The organism is Mediterraneibacter sp. NSJ-151 (genome assembly GCF_022487435.1).
GTDB lineage: Bacteria > Bacillota > Clostridia > Lachnospirales > Lachnospiraceae > Schaedlerella > Schaedlerella hominis.
This window is the reverse complement of record NZ_JAKVPP010000005.1, coordinates 231,802-253,238: the sequence shown is the minus strand read 5'-3', so window position 1 is coordinate 253,238 and position 21,437 is coordinate 231,802. Positions and strand designations below refer to the sequence as shown.

General features: G+C 49.0%; 20 protein-coding genes and 1 pseudogene. 20 read left to right on the top strand and 1 reads right to left on the bottom strand.

The window, feature by feature from the left end; translation table 11 throughout:
* Window positions 1-120: 120 nt before the first annotated feature.
* The 11 genes and pseudogenes from LQE94_RS07375 to LQE94_RS07325 all read left to right on the top strand — a co-directional run.
* Window positions 121-1,563, top strand: a pseudogene (locus LQE94_RS07375) (VirB4-like conjugal transfer ATPase, CD1110 family); the annotation flags it as partial.
* Window positions 1,564-1,596: 33 nt separating this feature from the next.
* Window positions 1,597-4,275 (top strand): CD1108 family mobile element protein, encoded by a 2,679-nt coding sequence (locus tag LQE94_RS07370; RefSeq protein ID WP_118724269.1) that lies wholly within the window; start codon window positions 1,597-1,599, stop codon window positions 4,273-4,275.
* Between the two features lie 18 nt (window positions 4,276-4,293).
* The gene (locus tag LQE94_RS07365) at window positions 4,294-4,539 is read left to right on the top strand and encodes a DUF4315 family protein (RefSeq protein ID WP_025577937.1); all 246 of its coding nucleotides are present in this window, start codon (window positions 4,294-4,296) and stop codon (window positions 4,537-4,539) included.
* Window positions 4,529-5,641: a DUF4366 domain-containing protein gene (locus LQE94_RS07360; RefSeq protein ID WP_117468867.1), complete on the top strand. Its 1,113-nt coding sequence runs from the start codon at window positions 4,529-4,531 to the stop codon at window positions 5,639-5,641. The genes LQE94_RS07365 and LQE94_RS07360 overlap by 11 nt, the downstream gene beginning before the upstream one ends.
* 39 nt (window positions 5,642-5,680) lie before the next feature.
* Window positions 5,681-10,582, top strand: a complete 4,902-nt coding sequence (srtB, locus tag LQE94_RS07355) for a class B sortase (RefSeq protein ID WP_240577324.1) — start codon at window positions 5,681-5,683, stop codon at window positions 10,580-10,582.
* Between the two features lie 62 nt (window positions 10,583-10,644).
* Window positions 10,645-11,127, top strand: coding sequence for a hypothetical protein (locus tag LQE94_RS07350; protein ID WP_015542949.1), 483 nt, complete (start codon window positions 10,645-10,647; stop codon window positions 11,125-11,127).
* Between the two features lie 181 nt (window positions 11,128-11,308).
* Window positions 11,309-11,926, top strand: coding sequence for a DUF6088 family protein (locus LQE94_RS07345; RefSeq protein ID WP_117514335.1), 618 nt, complete (start codon window positions 11,309-11,311; stop codon window positions 11,924-11,926).
* Window positions 11,923-12,921 (top strand): nucleotidyl transferase AbiEii/AbiGii toxin family protein, encoded by a 999-nt coding sequence (locus LQE94_RS07340; protein ID WP_118651050.1) that lies wholly within the window; start codon window positions 11,923-11,925, stop codon window positions 12,919-12,921. The genes LQE94_RS07345 and LQE94_RS07340 overlap by 4 nt, the downstream gene beginning before the upstream one ends.
* 83 nt (window positions 12,922-13,004) lie before the next feature.
* On the top strand, window positions 13,005-13,322 hold the full coding sequence (locus LQE94_RS07335) for a hypothetical protein (protein WP_029676883.1): 318 nt from the start codon (window positions 13,005-13,007) through the stop codon (window positions 13,320-13,322).
* Window positions 13,318-14,085: an FAD-dependent thymidylate synthase gene (locus tag LQE94_RS07330; protein ID WP_199596375.1), complete on the top strand. Its 768-nt coding sequence runs from the start codon at window positions 13,318-13,320 to the stop codon at window positions 14,083-14,085. The genes LQE94_RS07335 and LQE94_RS07330 overlap by 5 nt, the downstream gene beginning before the upstream one ends.
* Complete coding sequence (locus tag LQE94_RS07325) at window positions 14,082-14,495, top strand: dUTP diphosphatase (RefSeq protein WP_005361111.1); 414 nt, start codon at window positions 14,082-14,084, stop codon at window positions 14,493-14,495. Before LQE94_RS07330 ends, LQE94_RS07325 begins: the two co-directional genes overlap by 4 nt.
* A gap of 119 nt (window positions 14,496-14,614) precedes the next feature.
* On the opposite strand, the gene LQE94_RS07320 is transcribed toward LQE94_RS07325, so the two are convergent.
* On the bottom strand, window positions 14,615-14,929 hold the full coding sequence (locus LQE94_RS07320; protein ID WP_005361112.1) for a helix-turn-helix domain-containing protein: 315 nt from the start codon (window positions 14,927-14,929) through the stop codon (window positions 14,615-14,617).
* 149 nt (window positions 14,930-15,078) lie between these two features.
* Here LQE94_RS07320 and LQE94_RS07315 point away from each other — a divergent pair, with 149 nt between their 5' ends.
* The 9 genes from LQE94_RS07315 (at window position 15,079) to LQE94_RS07275 (ending at window position 21,404) form a co-directional block, all read left to right on the top strand.
* Entirely contained in the window at window positions 15,079-15,588 is a 510-nt protein-coding gene (locus LQE94_RS07315) for an SLOG family protein (protein ID WP_118724271.1), read from the top strand.
* Window positions 15,589-15,653: 65 nt separating this feature from the next.
* Window positions 15,654-15,779, top strand: coding sequence for a DUF3789 domain-containing protein (locus tag LQE94_RS07310; protein ID WP_117657264.1), 126 nt, complete (start codon window positions 15,654-15,656; stop codon window positions 15,777-15,779).
* A 3-nt stretch (window positions 15,780-15,782) separates the two neighbouring features.
* The gene (locus tag LQE94_RS07305; RefSeq protein ID WP_117567353.1) at window positions 15,783-17,891 is read left to right on the top strand and encodes a DNA topoisomerase 3; all 2,109 of its coding nucleotides are present in this window, start codon (window positions 15,783-15,785) and stop codon (window positions 17,889-17,891) included.
* Window positions 17,888-18,271: a hypothetical protein gene (locus LQE94_RS07300; protein WP_118724273.1), complete on the top strand. Its 384-nt coding sequence runs from the start codon at window positions 17,888-17,890 to the stop codon at window positions 18,269-18,271. Before LQE94_RS07305 ends, LQE94_RS07300 begins: the two co-directional genes overlap by 4 nt.
* A 5-nt stretch (window positions 18,272-18,276) precedes the next feature.
* Window positions 18,277-18,645 (top strand): cysteine-rich VLP protein, encoded by a 369-nt coding sequence (locus tag LQE94_RS07295; RefSeq protein WP_117567357.1) that lies wholly within the window; start codon window positions 18,277-18,279, stop codon window positions 18,643-18,645.
* A 153-nt stretch (window positions 18,646-18,798) separates the two neighbouring features.
* A complete protein-coding gene (locus tag LQE94_RS07290) occupies window positions 18,799-19,431 on the top strand; it encodes a hypothetical protein (protein ID WP_117504573.1) in 633 nt (210 codons plus the stop codon).
* 13 nt (window positions 19,432-19,444) lie between these two features.
* Window positions 19,445-20,365 carry a DUF4316 domain-containing protein gene (locus LQE94_RS07285; RefSeq protein WP_118724274.1) on the top strand — a complete coding sequence of 307 codons (921 nt, stop codon included), beginning with the start codon at window positions 19,445-19,447 and terminating at the stop codon, window positions 20,363-20,365.
* The gene (locus LQE94_RS07280; protein WP_055158499.1) at window positions 20,365-21,063 is read left to right on the top strand and encodes a hypothetical protein; all 699 of its coding nucleotides are present in this window, start codon (window positions 20,365-20,367) and stop codon (window positions 21,061-21,063) included. The genes LQE94_RS07285 and LQE94_RS07280 overlap by 1 nt, the downstream gene beginning before the upstream one ends.
* Complete coding sequence (locus tag LQE94_RS07275; protein WP_055158497.1) at window positions 21,060-21,404, top strand: plasmid mobilization protein; 345 nt, start codon at window positions 21,060-21,062, stop codon at window positions 21,402-21,404. Before LQE94_RS07280 ends, LQE94_RS07275 begins: the two co-directional genes overlap by 4 nt.
* Window positions 21,405-21,437: the final 33 nt, after the last annotated feature.

The window sequence follows — 21,437 nt, the reverse complement described above, 5'->3', positions numbered from 1 at the left end:
ACTAAGGAGACTAAGAAATCTGTTTGATTGATGGAACGCCGGATGCGGTGAAAGTCGCATGTCCGGTGTGAAGCGGGGGAAAAGCTGGAGATAACTTCAAAGGCTTACCTATCGCTATTTCCCACCGACCTTGCCACCTATGGAGAGGAAGCCAAAAATCTTTTGCAGGATTTACAGAGCCGCAATGAGCGCATGTTCCTTGTGACGGTACTGGTGGAAAATATCGCTGCCAAACGTCAGAAGCTGTTTAATGATATTTTTGCCGCTTCGGGTGTGGCACAGAAATACAACTGTGCCTTAAAACGGCTGGATTACCAACAGGAACAGGGGCTTATGTCCTCGCTTGCTCTTGGCACGAACCAGATTGAAATTGAGCGCGGGCTTACGACCAGCAGCACAGCGATCTTTGTACCGTTTACCACCTGTGAATTGTTCCAGGAGGGCGAGGCGTTGTATTACGGTCTGAACGCCCTTTCCAATAACCTGATCATGGCGAACAGAAAAACGCTGAAAAATCCCAATGGGCTGTTTCTCGGTACCCCAGGAAGCGGTAAATCTTTCTCTGCCAAGCGTGAGATCGTCAATGTGTTTCTTCTGACGGAGGACGACATCATTATCGCTGACCCGGAAAATGAGTATGGGCCGCTGGTACAGCAGTTCGGTTCCCAGGGGCAGGTCATTGATATTTCTCCTACTTCCACGAACTACATCAACCCGATGGACATCAATCTGGACTATTCCGATGATGAAAACCCAATTACTTTGAAAAGTGATTTTATCCTGTCGCTGTGCGACCTTATCATCGGCGGCAAAGAAGGGCTTTCCCCTATTGAAAGGACGATCATCGACCGTTGTACCAGACTGGTGTACCGGGAATACCTGCAGAACCCATGCCCGGAAAATATGCCGATCTTAGGCGATCTTTACGAGCTGCTTTTGAAACAGTCTGAACCGGAAGCACAGAATATCGCAACGGCACTGGAAATCTATGTCAATGGTTCCCTTAACGTGTTCAACCACCGTTCCAATATCCAGATGGATCAACACCGGGTACTGTGTTTCCAGCTTAAGTCACTGGGAAAAGCCTTAAAGGAAATCGGGCTTTTGATCATGCAGGATGCGGTGTGGAACCGTGTCACGGCCAATCGCTCCAAACATAAAACAACCTGGTTCTATATCGACGAATTCCATCTTCTTTTGAAAGGGCAGACAGGAAGTTTCAGCGTGGAGATCTGGAAACGCTTCCGTAAATGGGGCGGAATCCCATCAGGTTTAACGCAGAATGTCAAGGACCTTCTGGCTTCCCGTGAGATCGAAAATATTTTTGAGAACTCGGACTTTATCTATATGCTCAACCAGGCCCAGGGAGACCGTCAGATTTTGGCAAAGCAGTTGGGGATCTCCCCGCACCAGCTTTCCTATGTGACCCATTCTGGTCCCGGCGAGGGGCTTTTGTTCTTTGGAAATGTGATCATCCCCTTTGTGGACCACTTCCCGAAGGACACACTGTTGTACAGCGTGCTTACCACAAGACCGGATGAAGTAGCGGGGACCAAAGCGTGAGACAAAAATTAAAATGGATCGGAGGTGAGAACAATGGCACACGACAGGGAATTTCAAAGGAAGCGCAAAGATACCCGGATGCCGGTGCGTGATTCCCACGGGGAAGATCAACCGGCAGCCAGGCAGACCGAACAGGATTTTGACCTGCGCAGGGCACGGGACACCCCTTCTTCTGTCAACGGCAAGACACACAGGCAGGACATCCCTGTACAGACGGAATTTTCCCATCTGTCACCGGAAACACCGGTGTCCTTGCTGGAACAGGGCGAGGCTTATGCAGCCGCTTTGGATGTTTTTTCGGATCGCTTTGAGATACCGGATGCTGCCGGAACAGAGTCCCCGACACAGGAAAACGGGCGAAGCAATTTCCGGCAGGAGGCTTCCAGGTGTTCTTTTGTAACAGAGGATGTGACAGACCATGATACCGGAAAATATGCTCCTTCTTCCGAAGGCTCAGCCCCACCGAACGGCACAGACAGATCCGGTCAGGAACACCGTTACCGAACACACCAGCATGGGAACAAATATCAGCAGCGTTTTCAGGAAGCGGCACAGGCGGAGGAACAGGCAGCGCAGAAGGAAAAGGGTATGGATAGCGAACCGCCGAAAACATCCAAGCTGGAATTTACTGCGGATGAACTACCGCCGGAGACAAAGGATAAAAAGCTCACCCATGCAAGACGGAAGGCGGAACGGACTGCACAAAAAGCAGAGCAGGCGCAAAATCGTCTACCTGCCCGGAAGAAACTGCGCATGGAGACGGTTTCCGACCCGGAGACCGGAAAAGCCAAAAAACACTTAAAATTTGAAAAGGAGGTCAAATCCCAAAAGGTCCATGTAAAAGGACCTGTACCCCTGCGTCCGGTCAAGGCGGGCGCCAATACTGCCATTGGTTACGCTCATAAAAAGATTTATGAGGCAGAGGATGAAAATGTGGGCATCAAGGCAGCCCACCGCTCTGAACTTGTGGGCGAGGCAGGGCTTCGCACGGCATATCACCGGCATAAAACTGCCCCCTACCGAAAGGCAGCGAAATTACAGCAAAAATCAGCAAAAGCAAACGCAAGACTTGCTTACCGGCAGGCTCTTAGCGACCACCCGGAGCTGAAGAAACATGCGATTGCCCGGATATGGCAGAAACAAAAACTGAAAAGGCAGTATGCCAAGGCTGCCCGTGAAGCCGGGAAACAGGCAAAAAATGCCGCAGTCGCAACAGAGAGGGTCAGCGTCGGTATTGTCCATGCGGTCAAACGGCACCCTGTAATCTGCCTTGTCCTCCTGCTTCTCCTTTTGGTAATTTTCCTGATCACATCCCTGTTTTCCACGTTCTCCAATATCGGGACCGGCGGTTTGGGAAGTCTGGCTGCTTCTACCTATCTTGCAGATGATCAGGACATCAACCAGGCGGAGCTTACCTATACCGAATGGGAAACGGATCTGCAAATGGAAATAGACCGGGTGGAATCAGACCGCCCCGGCTATGACGAATACCGGTATAACCTGGGCGCAATCGAGCATGACCCGTATGTGCTGATGGGGTATCTGACTTCTGCTTATCAGGGATTTACTTACGATGAAGTGGAAAGCGTGCTGCGGCAGCTTTTCCAGGAACAATATACCCTGTCCTTTTCAGAAGAAACCGAGATCCGTTACCGCACCGAAACTTCCGTTGATCCGGAAACCGGGGAAGAAACCCAGGAGGAAGTGCCTTATGAATGGCGCATCTTAAATGTCAAGCTCACAGTCACACCTCTAGAAAACCTGGTCGTTTCCCGGATGAACGCAGACCAGAAAGAGATCTGCGAGATCCTGCTGCAGACAAAAGGAAACCGCCAGTATGTCAAAAATGTCTTTGGCACCAACTGGCTCCCTTATGTGACCAGTTATTACGGCTACCGGGTACATCCCATCAGTGGGGAAAAGAACTATCACACCGGTGTGGACATCGGGATGCCGGAGGGCACAGAGATCCTTGCCGGGCATGACGGAACGGTCACCCTTGCGGGAAATGCCGGCGGTTATGGCTTGTGTGTCGCTATTGAAGGCGAGGCATACGAAGGACATACCCTGACGACCAAATACGGGCACTGTTCCCAGATCCTTGTTTCTGCCGGGCAGGAGGTCAAAGCCGGGGATGTGATTGCAAAGGTCGGGAATACCGGAAATTCTACCGGGGCCCACCTGCACTTAGAAGTCCTGGTTGACGGCCAGTATTTGAATCCCCTGTATTTTGCCGATACCGGCGATACCAGCGAACGGCACCTGCCAGAAGTTGGTTCAGGCGGCACAGGAAACTACTTCGATTATGACATTCCACCGGAAGCCCTTGCGGATGAACAGTTTGCCGCAATGATGGCCGAGGCGGAAAAATATCTTGGCTATCCGTATGTATGGGGAGGCGCAAGCCCTTCCACTTCCTTTGACTGTTCCGGCTATGTGTCCTGGGTGATCAACAACTGCGGCGTTGGCTGGAATTTCGGAAGGCTGACCGCGGATGGTCTTTTAGGTGTATGTACGCCGGTATCAAGTGCGGATGCAAAACCGGGCGACCTGATCTTCTTCCAGGGGACCTACAACACCAGCGGCGCAAGCCATGTAGGGATCTATGTGGGAAATGGAATGATGATCCACTGTGGAGACCCGATTTCTTATGCAAACATCAATACAAGCTACTGGCAGCAGCATTTTTATACATTTGGGCGTCTGCCTTAACAGATTGGAGGTAATAAATTGAATCCTAAAATTGAAAAACTGGAAAAGGAAATTGAAAAGACCAAAACAAAGATTGCGGAAATGCAGGCAAAGCTCCATAAGCTGGAGGAACAGAAAACAGAGCTGGAAAATACCGATTATGTAGCGGTGGCGCGCAGTTTCAAACTGACGCCCCAGCAGCTTGCGGATTTTTTGAAATCACAGCAGGCAGCCCCTTCGGAAACTGTTTTACCGCAGGAGAAGGAGGATGTGCATGAGGCTTAAAAAACTTTCCCTGCTGCTGGCGCTTACGCTTCTTGTAAGTGTCAGCGCATTACCTGTAACGGCTCATGCCGGCGGTTCCAAAGACACCACACCGCCAACGCTGACTGCTTCCATGGAGGGCGATGCCCTGAAAATAGAAAGCAGTGACGATCTATCCGGCGTGGAGGCGGTCTTTGTTGATGAAAACCGTATCAACTCCCTCACCGACGGGAAAGCGTCGGTCGCACTGAAAGATTATGCCGGAACAGAAAAACAGGTAAGCATATACGCAAAAGATTATGCCGGTAACCGTTCTGATGTGGTAAAGCTGGATAATCCGTATTACAAAGAACCGGCTCCTGAAAAGAAACCTGCTACGACAGCACCCCAGAGTCCGTCCGGTACACAGACAAAACCGCCTAAGGAAGAAAAACCTTCCGGCTCAAACGCTGCAACCCCTTCCGGCGGCGGAAATTCTTCCGGTTCAGATAACAGTACCGGACAGCAGGAAAATACTTCTGCGATCCCGGAAGGTGCATTTACCCCGGAAGGCACCGGAACGGTACAGGACAACATCAGCGGTACGGATGGGGAAAAACAGTTTTACACCATCACTACGGACGCGGGCAATGTCTTTTATCTGGTGATCGACGGGAAACGGGAAGATAACAATGTCTACTTCTTAAACGGCGTCACAGAGTCCGACCTGATGGCACTTGCAGAAAAGAACAATGGCAGCATGAGCATGATCCCCCAGGAAGAAAGCTGTAACTGCACAGAAAAATGTGAGGCAGGAAAGGTTAATACCGGCTGTCCGGTCTGCAAAAATGACTTAAATGGCTGCAAAGGAAAAGAAAAGCCGGCGGAAACTGAAAAACCGGCAGAACCGGAAAAGCCGAAGAAAGAAACCGGCAGCGTCGGCACGATCCTGTTTATCCTTGCTGCCTTACTTGCGGTCGGCGGGATCGGTTACTATGTAAAAATCGTGCGTCCGAAACAGCAGGCCGAGGACGATGCGGAATTTGAGGATGACGGTTATGGCGAAGGCTTTGACCCGGATGAGGCATACGGGGAACCGGAATATCTTTCCGAGGATGATTTTGACGACAAGGACAGCAAATAAGGCTGTCCTTTTAGATTTTATGAAAGTGAGGATTTTTTCATGGAACATATCATAACCAGGCGCCGCGGCTTTCGCAAGCTGTTGGCGTTTTTGCTCTGTATGGCAAGCATTTTGGGGCTTCTTCCGGCTCAGGCTTTTGCCATGTCTGTCGGACAGACAGCAAGCTCCTGGCTGGGCGATCAGTATGTAGGCTCTGATGGGAACCACTACCGCGCCCCAGCGCCTTACACCTATCTTGCCTACCATGCAGACGGAACCATCGACGTACACACCAGTTCCGGGGGCAATGCTTACCGGCATTATATGCTGACGGATTCTGACGGGATCAGCCATCAGGTTTACTGTGTGGAGAGCGGGATTCCTTACCATACTTCGGAAAACACCTATGTTTCGGAAAGCGGGACCAACAGCCAATATCTGAACCTGCTTCCTGCCGAGGCAAGGAGGGGGATCACCCTGACTGCAATCTATGGCTGGAAACCCGGTTCGGCGCTCCCTGTTTCCGGGATCAACGAGGACGACTATAAGATGGCGACCCAGATCATCCTCTGGGAATACCAGCAGCAGCTTAGAAGCGATCCGTACAGCCGCCACGGAAACGGCCACGCAGACGCCGACCAGTATTTCAGCGTGATCGCCGGACGACCGGCAGAAAAAGCCTATGACTGGATTCTGGCACAGGTAGCTTCCCATTCCACAGTCCCTTCCTTTACTTCTTCTAAGAAAAGCGAAGCACCGGAACTGGAACTGAAATGGGATGTTGAAAAAAAGGTCTATACCCTGACGGTCACAGATACCAATAACTTGAAGATCGATCTGGAGGCTTTGAAAGGCAGCGGCGTTTCTGTGACAAGAAACGGAAATGAATACACCTTTACCAGCAGGCAGATGATGATGGACCCGGTGCTGTTTGAATTCCGAAAGAATATCCCGGTGGCAAACGACATGCTAATCTGGGGCAGACCCGGCTACCAGACCATGATGACCGGCGCCAGCGATCCGGTTTCCTTCTTTGTAAAATTCAAAACGGAAACTTACGGTACCGCAAAACTTGTCAAGACCAGTGAGGACGGCATTGTTTCCGGTATCACCTTCCATATCTCCGGTACGGACATTTTGGGAAATGAAGTCAATGAGGAAGTTACGACCGGAGAAAACGGCCAGATTGAAAAGAAGCTCCTGCCGGGAACCTATCTGGTAAAAGAACTTCCGGTGGACCGCTATGTGACCCCTTCCGCACAGTACGTGACCATTGAAAGCGGGCAGACTTCTTCGGTACATTTCAGCAATATTCTGAAGAAATTTCGCGTCCATGTGGTAAAGAGTGATGCTGACACCGGAAATGCTCAGGGGGATGCCACGCTTGCAGGGGCGGCCTATGGGATCTTCCGTGATGGCGAACTGATCGACACTTATACTACCGGACCGGATGGCAGCTTTATGACCCGCTATTATGTATGCGGGGATGGCTGGACGATCCGGGAAATCGAACCGAGCACCGGGTATCTTCTGAATGAAACCATTTATGAAGTGGGTGCATCCCCTTCCCTGTATGAAGTGGAACTCAATACCACAGAAAATCAGGTGACGGAAACGTTTATTTACGGAAATATCCAGCTTGTCAAGCACACCGATGACCTGGACCCGGATGTGCCTGAGGGCGAAAATACCGACGATCCCAATGCTGGTATCATCGAACGCCCGGAAGCAGGCGCAGTCTTTGAAGTTTACTTAAAGGCAGCCGGGAGCTATGACGCGGCAAAGGAAAGTGAACGTGACCTTCTTACCACGGATGCGGATGGTTTTGCTTCCAGTAAACCGCTTCCTTATGGGCATTATACGGTCCATCAGATTGCAGGCGAGGAAGGCAAAGCCTTTGTCCCGGACTTTACGGTATTCATTTCCTCTGACGGCAAGACTTACAGCTATATCCTGAACAACCGCACCATCACAGCCCGTCTGAAAGTTGAAAAATGTGACGCAGAGACCGGAAAGATTATCCCTGTGACCGGAACCGGTTTTCAGATCAAGGATCTTTCCACCGGGGAATTTATCACCCAGACCGTCTACTATCCGAACCCGGAAACACTGGATACCTTCTATGTTTCTGACGAGGGCTGGCTGATGCTGCCGGAGCCTTTGGCCGCCGGGGATTATGAACTTTATGAGGTGGCTGCCCCTTATGGCTATGTGCTTTCCGATCAGCCGGTACCGTTTACCATTGACGGCAGCGAGGCGGTTGTGACGGTCACTCAGTACAATATGCCGCAGAAAGGCCAGCTTACCATCACAAAGACCGGAGAAGTATTTGCTTCTGTCCAGGAAAACGACGGACTGTACCAGCCGGTGTATGAGGTTGCCGGACTTCCCGGAGCGGTCTATGACGTGATCGCAGATGAAGATATTTATACCGGTGACGGTACCTTGCAGACAGAAAAAGATACGGTTGTGGAAACCCTTACGACCGGCGAGGACGGCACAGCGAAAAGCGGGCTTCTCTATCTTGGCCGTTACCGTCTGGAGGAACGTCAGGCTCCTTCCGGTTGTGTGCTGAATCCTCAACCGGAATATGTGGAACTGACCTATGCGGGTGAGACCGTGGAGGTCACACAGGCAGCGACAGGTCTTTATGACGAACGACAGAAAGTGGATGTCACACTTTTCAAGGCAATGGAGACCGATGATCTGTTCGGTCTTGGCATGAACGAGGAATATAAGGATATTTCCTTTGGACTTTATGCTTCCGCAGACCTGACGGCGGCAGATGGCAGCGTGATCCCGGCAGATGGACTTCTGGAAGTGGTCTCTGTTTCGTCTGATGAATCCGACGGTTACAGTGCTTCCTTCGCCTCCGACCTGCCTTTTGGCAGCTATTATGTCAAGGAACGCACGACCAACGGCGCCTATATCCTTTCGGATCAGAAATATCCGGTCGTCTTTGAATATGCCGGACAGGAAACTGCCTTGGTACAGATCCTTGTCAATGAAGGCGAGGCTGTTTCCAATGAACTTCTCCGCGGGCGTGTAGACGGTGTAAAAGTTGGGGAAAACCCGGAAGGCGGCGAAGATGTCACGCTAGCCGGTGCACTCATGGGACTGTTTAGACCTGATACAGAAGAATTTACCGAAGAAAATGCACTGCTTACTGCTGTTACCGGAAAAGACGGCAGTTTTTCCTTTGAGAACATTCCTTACGGACACTGGATCGTCAAGGAGATCTCTGCCCCTGACCTTTATACAGTAAGCCCGCAGCAGCACCATGTATATATCGGTGCAGACGGACAGCATATCGAGATCCGTGTGGAAAACACCCTGATCCGCGGCAGTGTGCAGGTAACTAAAACCGAAGCTGTGGAGGAACCGTCCCCTGTGGAAAAGGAGGATAAGAAAGACAAGAATTCTTTCCTGCGTTTCCTGCCCGGTGCGGTGTTCGACCTGTATGCGGATTCCAATGCCAACCAGGAATATGATCCTGACGATCAAAAGATCAGTACGCTGAAAGAAACCGATGCAGGCTATCATACGGCGGAAAACCTTCTGGCTGGCGGCTACTTTATCAAAGAAAGCAAAGCTCCGGAGGGCTATCAGCCTGACCCAAACGCTTACTATTTTTCCATCACAGAAGATGGACAGATCGCAGTTGTGGAAAATGGAGAAGCCGGGCACGGATTTACCAATGAGGCTTACCGCGGCAACTTAAAGATCACAAAGGATTCCAGCGACGGGCGCAAAGATGGTTTTGCCATCGAGGTCAAGAGCACGGACGGCTCCTACTGCGAGACATTCACCACTCCAAAATCCGGTGTAATTGAAGTCAAGGGCCTTCGTGTTGGTATTTATACCGTAACAGAAGTTGCAAACCGGGCAAGCAAGGATTACATCATTCCTGATGCCGCTACGGTGGAGATCAAAGCTGACCAGACATCTACGGTCCAGTTCTTTAATGAAAAACCGGAAAAGCCGGGGAAGCCGGAAAAGCCTTCTGTTCCGTCCAATCCTTCCACCCCTCAAAAGCCGGTACCGCAGACCGGGGATGATCCATATATTTTCCTATATGGCGGACTGTTGGCAGCCGCACTGATCGGCGGCAGCGTATTTGCTGTGTACTATTTCAAAAAGGGAAAATACAGCAGGACTTCCCCAAAAAGAATGGCTGTCGGGGCTTCTGTCCTTTCACTCTGCGCTCTGGTGGCTCTTGGCAGCGGATTTTTGGTGTTCCGTGACCTGAACCAGTATGCCGAGAGTAAAGACGCCTATCGGAATCTTGCCGGATATGTAGGAGTACCGGAGCAGACAGACTCCCCGGAGCAGGCAACCGATCCGACAGAAACAAAACAGGACGATGCCGATATTGTCCTGCCTTCGGTAGACTTTGAAGCGCTCCGTGAAAATGGACCGGACATCATCGGATGGCTTTCCCTTCCTGATACGGTGCTCAATTATCCGGTGACGCAGACTGACAACAACGAGTATTACCTGAACCATCTTTATGACGGGACCTATAACAAGGTTGGCTGCCTGTTTGCCGATTATGAAAACCGGGCAGATTTTTCAGACCGCAATACGATCATTTACGGTCATAATATGCGGGATGGTTCCATGTTTGCTCTGCTGAACCGGTACGATGAACAAAGTTACTTTGATACCCACAGGCAGATGTATCTCGTTACTCCGAAGGGTGGTTATGTCATGGAGATCTTTGCGGCGTTTGCAGCAAAGCCGGAAGAATCCGGCAGTGAAACTTCTCCCTGGCAGCTTTCCTGGAAGGATGACGGTGCTTATACTACCTGGCTTACAGCTATGAAGGAACGTTCCGCGGTGGAAAGTGATGTGACTGTGACCTGCAGTGATAAGGTACTGACCCTTTCTACCTGTACGCCGGGCGGCACAGGACGCTTCCTTGTCATGGGAAAACTCGTGAAAGTAGATAACGAAATATAGATTTTAGACGGTGCGGGGGCAAAAGCTCCCGCACCTGCTGTTTACAAGGAGGATTTTATTTTATGGTAAATACCATGATTTCCATTCCCGGCTACGTCCATCTTTACCGCTCGCTTTTGCGGTTTTATGACATGCCGGAAAATGAAGTCCGGGAAATGCTCTATCTTCTGAATACGGCAAACCTGGACTGCTATGAGTATTATCACCCGGACCGCAGTGTGATCCAGAGCGGACCGGTCGCTTTTTGCGGATGGCTGGAAACGAAAGACTGCCGCCCTTACCGCACAGAGGTACAGCTTTACAAATCGCTGCTGTTTTTGAAGCGCAGCATTGACCGTGACCTGATCGTATCAGCTCAGAGGGAGGCTCTGCAAACCCTGCGCTGCATTATCTCCAATCTGGAATACCGCTTTTATAAAGCCTATGGCATGGAGATCGAGGACAAACGCACGGTCTATGGGGAATGTACCTACCGTCTGGTTCCCAGGGAGGATGAACCCAGCGTGTGCCTGATGCACGACTGGATCTACCTGCCAACTGCCTGATGTCACGAATAATATATAAAATATGTGACATATATGAAAACTGTACTGCCTTGCAAAATTTTTGATTTTTGATGTATACATCAGATTTTTAATGGGAACACTCAAAATAAGAGGAATATGACCTATTGCAATCATGTCACGAATAATATATAATATTCGTGACATGAAGGGAGGCGGTATTGTGGACAACGGATATACAAAACGAATACGGGAGCGTGTTCTTTCTCTTGAAGATGGAACTGTTTTTGTGATGTCTGATTTTGCGGATATTGCAGATACATCCACTATTCGTCAAAGTTTAAGTCGTTTAGTGCAATCAGGAATATTGCGCCGCATTTTGAAAGGTGTTTATGAAAAACCAAAATATAGCAAACTTCTGGATGAATATGTGGCGGCAGACCCGGAAGCGGTGGCAAACGCATTGGCGCGAAGTTATCACTGGACGATTGCCCCATGTGGGAATACAGCATTGAACCTGTTAGGTCTTTCAACACAGGTAACAGCAGTATGGTCCTATATCAGCGATGGTCCATATAAGACCTACGAGTGGAACTCTACAAAACTGGAATTTAAGCACCGGACCAATAAGGAGATTACCGGATTGTCCTATATGACAAGTTTGGTTATACAGGCATTAAAAACGCTTGGCAAATCGAATGTTACGCCAGAAGTCATACAGATGCTTTCCGAAAAACTGACAGACAAAGATAAACAGGCTTGTTTGAAGGAAGCAACAGAGTCTACGGATTGGGTTTACGATACGATACGGCAGATTTGTGGAGGTGAAAAGGTACAATGAGAAATATAGCAAGACTTTCAGATAACGACCGCAGGGAACTGTTCAGAAATACAGCAGATAAAATGGGGCTGAATGATGCCATCGTGGAAAAAGACTTTTGGGTATGTTTTACGCTGGATTATTTATTTCACCGCTCACCATGGAAAGAGTCCATTACCTTTAAGGGCGGTACCAGCCTTTCAAAAGCCTTTCACCTGATCAGCCGGTTTTCAGAAGATATTGATTTGATTCTGGACTGGCGTGTATTGGGATATGGCAAAGATGAACCATGGGAGAAACGTTCCAATACAAAACAGGACGCTTTTAACAAAGAAGCCAATGCGCGTGCGGAAGTATTTCTGTCCGAAACATTCTGCCCGGCAGTCAAAGCCGGCTTATCCCAGGAAATCGGTTGTGAAGCAAATGTCTACATAGATGAAAAGGATAAACAGACGGTCATTTTCGCCTATCCGCACCTTTTTATGAATACGGCGACTTTACAGGTGATCCGTTTAGAGATTGGTGCGCTGGCAGCGTGGACTCCTGCAAAAACAGCGCTGATCGAACCATACGCGGCAAAATATTATCCGAAGATTTTTGAGCAAAAAGAAACTGCAATCCTTACCGTTGCCCCGGAACGGACCTTCTGGGAAAAAGCCACAATCCTGCACCATGAAGCGAACAGACCGGAACATTTGGAAATGCCGCAGCGGTATTCCAGACATTATTATGATCTCTACCGCATGGCTGCAACACCGGTTAAAGAAGCTGCTTTTTCCAGGCTTGACCTCCTGAAGAAAGTTGTAGATTTCAAAATGAAATTCTATCCCAGATCATGGGCGAAGTACCCGGAGGCTGTGCCGGGCACATTAAAATTACTCCCGCCGGAATATCGGTTTGCAGCATTGGAAGCGGACTATAACTCTATGCAGGATATGTTGTATGGGGATGTTCCGACATTTGAGACAGTCATAGCAGCGGTCCGGGAACTGGAAAAAGAGATCAATACACTATAAACAATTACATATCCGTTTATTTGCCGGCTATTCTAAGATGCTTTAGAATAGCCGGTTTCTTGTTTTCAAAGGAGGGATGCTATATTACACAAAATGAAGTCAATGCCGTTTTTGACGAACAGGTACGGCTCTGTGCTGATACCTTGAAACGGAAAACCAAAGAATACACCGGGGATGACCCGGACCGGCTGGGTGCATTTAAGGCAGCGGCAGCTTTACAGCACACAACGCCCCAGCGTGCCCTTGCCGGTATGCTGGCAAAGCATATTGTTTCTCTATACGATATGTGCTTTGCCGAAGAAGTGGTTTATCCGATGGACACATGGGACGAAAAGATCACAGACAGTCTTAACTATCTGTTCTTACTGAAAGCGATTGTAAAGGAGGGACATACCAATTAAACAGATTGAAGTAAAAATTTTGAACTGCCAGGCGGTAGCGGAAGCAGAAAAAAACATGGTCTTTGCGGCAAGGCTTACCCAGCAGGGACATAAGATTGCCTCAATGGACGACCTGATGGAGCTCTACGAAAAATCATTCAGCGTTCAGACAGTAGCAGCTATGGGGGCGCTTCCCCATCCTACCATCCAGAAATTTGCGGTGATCACGGTAGCCATTGTCGGCGCCAGCAGGCGTTTTCTGGCGCAGATCACCCGCCACCAGAACGAAGTAAAATTTATGAGTGCATCGCTGCAGTACAGCAACTATACGGGACAGGCGGATTTCGCTGTCCCGTATTCTATTATGACGGCTCCGGCAGTGGTACGGGAACTGTACTTAAAAAGCTGTAATGAAAGCATGAAATGTTATGAAGCCCTGTGCACTGCCGGAAGCGGGCACGATGCGGCCGGCTATGCCACGCCCCAGGGATTGCGGAATGTACTGCTCATCAGCGCCACCCCTTATCAGTGGAAACATATCATCAGCCAGCGGGTATGCCGGAGAAATACAGATGAAACAAGGATCGTGCTGCTAAAGGTCTGGAAAGAACTTTATGAACTAAGCCCTACTTTGTTTGCCCCATCACTGACCGGGCCTTTTTGTCAGATGGATCGATGTCTGGAAGGGAAAATGACCTGCGGACGAAAACTGCAGGCAAATATGACGCCAGAGGATATTTTGGAAAAAGATTATCCTGCTCTTTGGGAAGGAGACTGCCGATGAAAATAAAACTGATCGACTTTGGCGTACCGGAGCACCAGCGTCCTTACCGTCCGCATGGCAATGATGCCGGAGCAGATGTTTATCTGCCCTATGACTGTACCTTACAGCCCGGAGAAATCGCCAAAATTCCTCTTGGTTTTGGACTGGAAATACCGGATGGATATGCGGGATATATCTTTCCTCGTACCAGCATGGCGGTAAAAGGCCTGGTCTGTGAACTGCCGCCTGTGGATTCTGGTTACCGTGGAGAGATCCATGCGATTATCAGCAATGTAAGCAATCAGGCGCAGTCTCTTTTTAAGGGAGCCCGTATCGGGCAGCTTGTGATCACGCCGATCGTCATTGCGGATTTTGTAACCGATCTGGGAACAGAACGAGGAACCGGCAGCTTTGGCAGTACCGGCGAATAGAAAAAGGCTGTTTGGAGAACAGTTTTTGAATACTTATCGGTATAGGGAGCGGACATTTCGAGAACATTATAAAATATAATAAAGAAAGTCACGAAAAAAGCGGCCATTACCGTGACCGCTTACTTTCTGCTATTGAGTTCTTTCATAATACCGAGGATATATTGCATGGATTGAGGATCAAGCTGTCTTGCCTCTGCAATGAATTCCTTTAAGGTTTCCGGGTAGGTATTTCCTTCATCAAAGAATTCCTGCGGTGTCACACCCAGATATTCGCAGATGTAGAAAAAAGACTGCATAGCGGGAAGTGACTTTTTATTCTCAATATTATTGATGTAGTTGTTTGCCTGACCTAACGATAAAGACATATCGCGTGCGGAAACTCCTTTCTGTGTCCGCAGCTTCGCTAATCGTTCCGGGACAAAATCTTCATACATCGCCTTCACCTCCCATTCTGTAATAGATTGTACCTTACACCCCTTTATTATCCGCAAAAGGAAAAAGGGTATTATCGTTGACTTGCTAAATTAAATCTATTACTATATAAAAAGTGAAGAATTTTACCTATCAGATGGAGGGATGACCGATGAAAGGAAAAACTTGCTGTGTTACCGGATACAGGGATTTACCGCAGAATGAGATCAACAAAATAAAAACAGCCTTGGCACATGAGATCGATGCTGCTGTTACAGATGGGTTCACCTGTTTTATGAGCGGTTTTGCAGATGGCGTAGACCAGTATTTTGCGGAGCTGGTGCTGGAAAGAAAGCAGACCACCCCGGCACTGGAGCTGATCGCAGTGATCCCTTACCGCAAGCGTCTGGACAGCCTAAATAAGAAAACAAGAACCCGTGAACTGCTGGAGGCTTGTGCGGATGTTGTTGTGATACAGGAAAAATATCTCCCAAGCGTCTACTCCCACAGAAATCGTTATATGGTGGAGCACTCCGACCGAGTGATCGCTGTATATGACGGACGGGAAACCGGCGGTACGGCAAAGACGATCCGCTTCACCCATCGGATGAAAAAGGAACTGCGGGAAATCCCGGTTGGAGAGATCGTCCTGCCGGATCACTTGAAACCAAAAACAAAATAGATACCTGTTGATGCGCTCACTTTGAAGTGGGCGTTTTTCTTTACCCATTTTTAGGAGGAATGCTTATGTGGAACCTGATTTCACATTTCCTTACCTTTGCCGGAGGGATAGTTTCCGGCGTTATGTTGATGTGTCTTATGCAAACCGGAAAACTTGCGGATAAAGAATTTGAAACTATGAAGGAGGAATAAAAATTGAAACTTGTGATTGCAGAAAAGCCCTCTGTTGCTATGTCACTGGCAGCAGTATTAGGCGCAACGGAAAGAAAAGACGGTTATCTCGAAGGTTCCGGTTATCTGGTGAGCTGGTGCGTGGGACATCTTTTGGAACTGGCACAGCCGGAGGCTTACAAAGAACAGTACGCCAAATGGCGGTATGAGGACCTTCCGATCCTACCGGAAAACTGGAAATATGAAGTTCCAAAGGATAAGAAAAAGCAGCTTGCCCTTTTGTGCCGGCTGATGAAGGACAAACGGGTGGATTCTGTGGTATGCGCTACGGATGCCGGGCGTGAAGGAGAACTGATCTTCCGTCTGGTCTATGAATATGCCGGATGTAATAAGCCTATGGAACGCCTTTGGATTTCCAGTATGGAGGATGCGGCGATCCGTGAGGGTTTTGACCATCTCCGTCCCGGCAGTGATTACGATAAACTCTATGATGCGGCAGTATGCCGGGCAGGAGCCGACTGGCTGATCGGGATCAATGCCACCCGGCTTTTTTCTGTCCTGTATGGTGTCACACTAAATGTCGGCCGTGTTATGTCACCGACGCTGGCACTTTTGGTACAGCGTGAGTCGGATATTGAATCCTTCATCAGCAAGCCTTTTTATGTGCCGGAAATCACCTGCGGAGGTTTTACTGCTTCCGGCGAAAAAATGACGGAACGATCCGAGGCTGAAAAAATCCGTATGGACTGTGACCACAACTCCGCTTTTGTGCGTTCTGCGGAAAAGCAGGTAAAAACTATACAGCCTCCCCGCCTTTATGACCTTACAACTCTGCAAAGGGAATGTAACCGTATTTATGGCTATACGGCTCAACAGACCCTTGATTATGTGCAATCTCTCTATGAAAAGAAGCTGGCAACCTATCCGAGAACGGACAGCCAGTATTTGACGAAGGACATGCAGGCAACCGCCGCTTCCCTGATCCTATGGCTGCGTGACAATATGCCCTTTGGAAAAGGCTGCGCCGGAGAGCCGGACATTGACCGGGTAACAGACGACAGCAAAGTGACCGACCACCATGCCATCATCCCAACTGTGGAGATTGCACGGACAGACCTGTCGGAGCTTCCTTCCGGGGAGCGGGATGTGCTTACCCTGCTTGCCGTCAGACTGCTTTGTGCCACAACGCAGGCAAACCGGTTTGAAGCGGTCACCGCTATGTTAGACTGCCAGGGATATACTTTTACGGCAAAAGGAAAGACCATCTTACAGTCCGGCTGGAAAGAGGTGGAACGGATTCACCGTATGAGTATCAGGCAGAGTGAAACGGAACACAGAGAAAATGAAGATGCCGCTCTCCCTGTGCTGAAGGAAGGACAGACTTTTGAAACTGTGTCAGCAAGTCTCCGTGAAGGGAAAACTTCACCGCCGAAACATTATACGGAGGACACGCTGCTGTCCGCTATGGAGACGGCCGGTGCGGAAGATATGCCGGACGATGCCGAGCGTAAAGGATTGGGTACTCCGGCTACCCGTGCGGCAACACTGGAAAAGCTGGTTTCTGCCGGATTTGTACAGAGAAAGAAAAAGCAGCTCATTTCTACGGAAAAAGGAAGGAACCTGATCGCAGTCCTGCCGGACAATATCAAATCTCCCATTTTAACTGCAGAATGGGAATCTATGCTGAAACAAGTGGAACATGGCGAACTGTCGGCAACATCTTTTATGGATCAGATTGCAGATATGAGCCGGACGCTGGTAAAAGAACATACCGCCCCGGAGAAACGTTTTGCGGATCTGTTCCCTTCTTCCAGAGAAACTGCACATGAAGCCGTGGGGGTATGTCCTCGCTGCGGAGCCCCGGTATATGAAGGAAAGAAAGGTTTTTTCTGCGACAACAGGGAATGTTCTTTTGCTCTTTGGAAAGATAACCGTTTCTTTTCCAGCAAGAAAAAGTCCATCACAAAGTCTGTGGCAGCGGCTCTTTTGAAAGAGGGCCGTATTTCTATGTCCGGGCTTTACAGTGAAAAAACAGGAAAGACCTATGATGCGGAAGTGATCCTGGATGATACCGGCGGTAAATATGTGAATTTCAAGCTGGAATTTCCCGTAAAGAAAGGCAGGCGTAAATGAGTGATCGAAAAACCTTTGAATATGGCGGTTATCACTTCACGCCCATACGAAAATTTCACAAAAAAGAAGGCGACTTTTTCGTCATATCGAAACGGCTGGAAAGTGACTTCAACTTAGGGTTGTGTACCTATCAGGATCGGCAAAAAGCACCTTATGATTACAAAGACTTTTATACCGTCGCAACCGACAAAGAATGTGACATTTTCCGGTGCGAAGAAAATGGTTTGTTGTATGTGCCGGGGAAAAACGAACTTTTTATTTACCATGAACCAAAACAGAAAAAGCGGAACTCTATTGCCGATGCCCTTTCACAGTCCAGGAATGTTACTGATATAACCGGAATTTCCAGCGGCCGGCAAAGAAGTGCCCCGGAAAGGTAGGCGTTATGGCAGAGAGAGAATTGAACCGCTCGGAGCGGGCTGCGATCCGAAAGCTGGTTACGGAGCTTTGCGCCAACTATGACTCTCAGGATAAGATCTGCCTTCCTTTGGACAGTCCTTGCTATATGCTGAATAAATGGTGGACCGGTGCTTATTGCAGGTACTTTGAAAAAGCGGTGCTGCCGGTGGATGCAGCACTGGAATCAGCCATTACCGGCGAGGACACCTCCATGAGACAGAAAATATGCCCTGTGTGTGGAAAAGTGTATCTTCCTATAACCAGCCAGGCATATTGTTCTGATGCCTGCCGGATCTATGCAAGACGGAAATCCGAGCGGGAACGCAAACGCCGGAAGCGGCAAAACCAACTATGATATGTACGCAACTTAGCCCCAAAAGTCCTTGATTTTCAAGGGCTTTTTGCACCTGTTTTCAAGGGCGCTGTATAAGAATACTCCAGTGCTTTGAAATGAGGTTAAGTTGCGGACAAAACATATATTTTAACAAAAACGATAGGAGGCGATTTTTTGAATATCAACACGATTACTGCGGAGGATCTTCGCCGTACGCCGGATAAGGAAGGACTGATTTTACAGGGCTGTGGCGGGGATCTGACAGAATGGGTAGACGGAATCAATGAAATGCTGACACAGGCAGGCATATTGAAAGATGGCAGTCAGTTTGAGAATGTGTTTGCTTTTCAGCACGGAGAACTGACCTGTTTGCTTTACCCGTTTGATGATGTGAAACTGGATATAGGAAAACTTGCCCTGTGGCGTTTACAGACCCATGAAGTCTATGGCGGCACATGGCTGTCGGACTTTGTGCCGAATTATTTAGGCGGATTTATAGAAACACCGGAAGCGTTGGCAGATAAACCGGATTGTCCGCTGATCGGAGCAGATGGGAACATTTTTAATCTGCTGGGTATTGCTTCCCGTACTTTGCGGGAGCATGGTCTGAAAGAACAGGCAAAAGAAATGTCTGATCGGGTATTTGCTTCCGGCAGTTATGGAGAAGCGCTCTGTATCATTGGCGAATATGTCAACATCACAGATTCCGAACCGGAGCATAAGAATTCTCTCCGTCAGCAGCTAAAAGCAACAAAACCGGCAGACCCGGTAAAAAAGCAGCAAACTTCCAAACAGCAGGAACGATAAGGAGGGATGCGGAATGGAAAAGAAACGGACCTATGGTGTATGGGCGGTACGAAGCAGCACTTCTATTTTCGGACCGGCACAAAGCTGGTGCAAGGAAAATGGAAAACCGTTGGAATTTGATAGCAAAGCCGATGCTGAAAACTATGCAAAGGAAGCCAACGAGCATACGACAGCAAATGTCCGATACTATGTGAAAGAAAAAGAACCGGAACCCGGTGCTGTTCGGAAAGGAACATCTCAACCGGAGCTGGATGCACGCAGCCATGAAGAAGTGACACCAAGAAATGATGCATCGGAAAAACAAAATGAGATTCCGGGCAGACAGATTCCTTCTCAAACAGATCCGCTGGTAGAAATCCGCTCTGCGGTTCATAGTAATTACGCAGGCATGGTCGCTATGCTGGGTGCGGACAACCGTGTGTATTTGGGGCGTGAGGAACGCTGCCATTGTCAGGATATGCAGCCATCTTACTATGACAATCAGGATGGTTCCCTGTGCTTTGTCTGTGATCAGCCCGACATGTATTATTTTCTTTATGGAGAAGGCTGGGCGCATACCCAGACGGAAATGCTGGAACGAGGGCTTACCCTGCGCCAGTATGAAGAATTTGCAAGACTGCAAAATGGGGTCCTTGCACAGTTTACCACCCAAAGAGAAATTCTGTTTGCCGGACAGCCGTTTCAGGCGCCGGAGAGTTATCTGCGCAATGCGGAACTTTATGAGGAAGGACAAACCGGCAACTACAATATGCTGGATGGCAGGCTGAACAACGAACCTCCTGTGCGCCCGGATCTGACAGACGGACAGACGGATGAAGAAATCCGGGAGCTGGTGCCGGAAGCAAAGCCGTCTTTGATGGACCGTTTGAAAGCAGATAAACCGGAGCATGAAGCAAGGCAGATGATCCCTCCGGTGCCGGAAAGGGAACGCTGATGGCCGGGGTAAGATTTGAGGATGTAGATCTTTTGGGTGCTCTTTCCCGTATCGTAGATCTTCATACCCAACATTATAAAGAGGACTTTGACCTGGATAAGGAACTGATCTCAAAACTGGCTGTGTCAGAGCGTTCAGAGGATAAACAGCTTCTTTGGATGTCACGCCCTTGCGGAACCTATACCCTGCGCGAACGGGAAGTTTATCTGGAGGGCAGCCATGAAAACAAAGTGTGGCGGTTTTACCAGGAGCAGACAAATGATCCCGTTTTGGCTTATGCCATCTCTTTGAAAGAAGTCAGGGACGGAAAAATATTTGGCGATCTCTATCCGCTAAATTATAGAGAACATGTGGAACGGATGAAAAAATTGACCTGTCCAATCGGAAATGTAGCCGTTGCTTTTGAGGATGGAAATGTTATCACGATTCCCTATCAGGAACGGAGACAATTTATGAACCGGCTTATGCCAGAGCATGGAGCCCCTAAAACAATGACTTATCTGCCAGAAAATGAGCCGGAGCTGATGATAATTCTAAAACGGGAACGCCTCAAACGCAGCTATCATGCGACAGCCGGAAATCTGGAGGAATATCTTGATAAGCTGGAAAAGACCACCCTGCGGGAAAAACTCAAAAGAGCAAAGACGGCGGTTTCGACGCAGGAGGTCTCATCTCATAAAAGAGGGTTGGAACGATGAATGGCGGGCATAACAAAAAATCCGTCCGCGTCGAATTTGTCATGTCCGAAGCGGAGGCCGAACTGGTAAAAGAACGCATGGCGGAACTTGGCATTACCAACCTGTCGGCATATCTGCGAAAGATGGCCGTAGACGGTTACATCATCCACCTTGATATGGGAGATATTCAGGAAATGATCCGGCTTCTCCGCATTTGTTCCAATAACTTAAACCAATATACCAGACGGGCCAATGAGACCGGCAATATTTATGCCGCAGATATAGATGACATCCGCACCCGTCTGGATAGCCTTTGGGATGGCATGGACAAACTGATCCGGGGATTTGCAAACATTTCATAAACAGCCGGAAAGCCGTTGCTTTCTTTTTGCCGT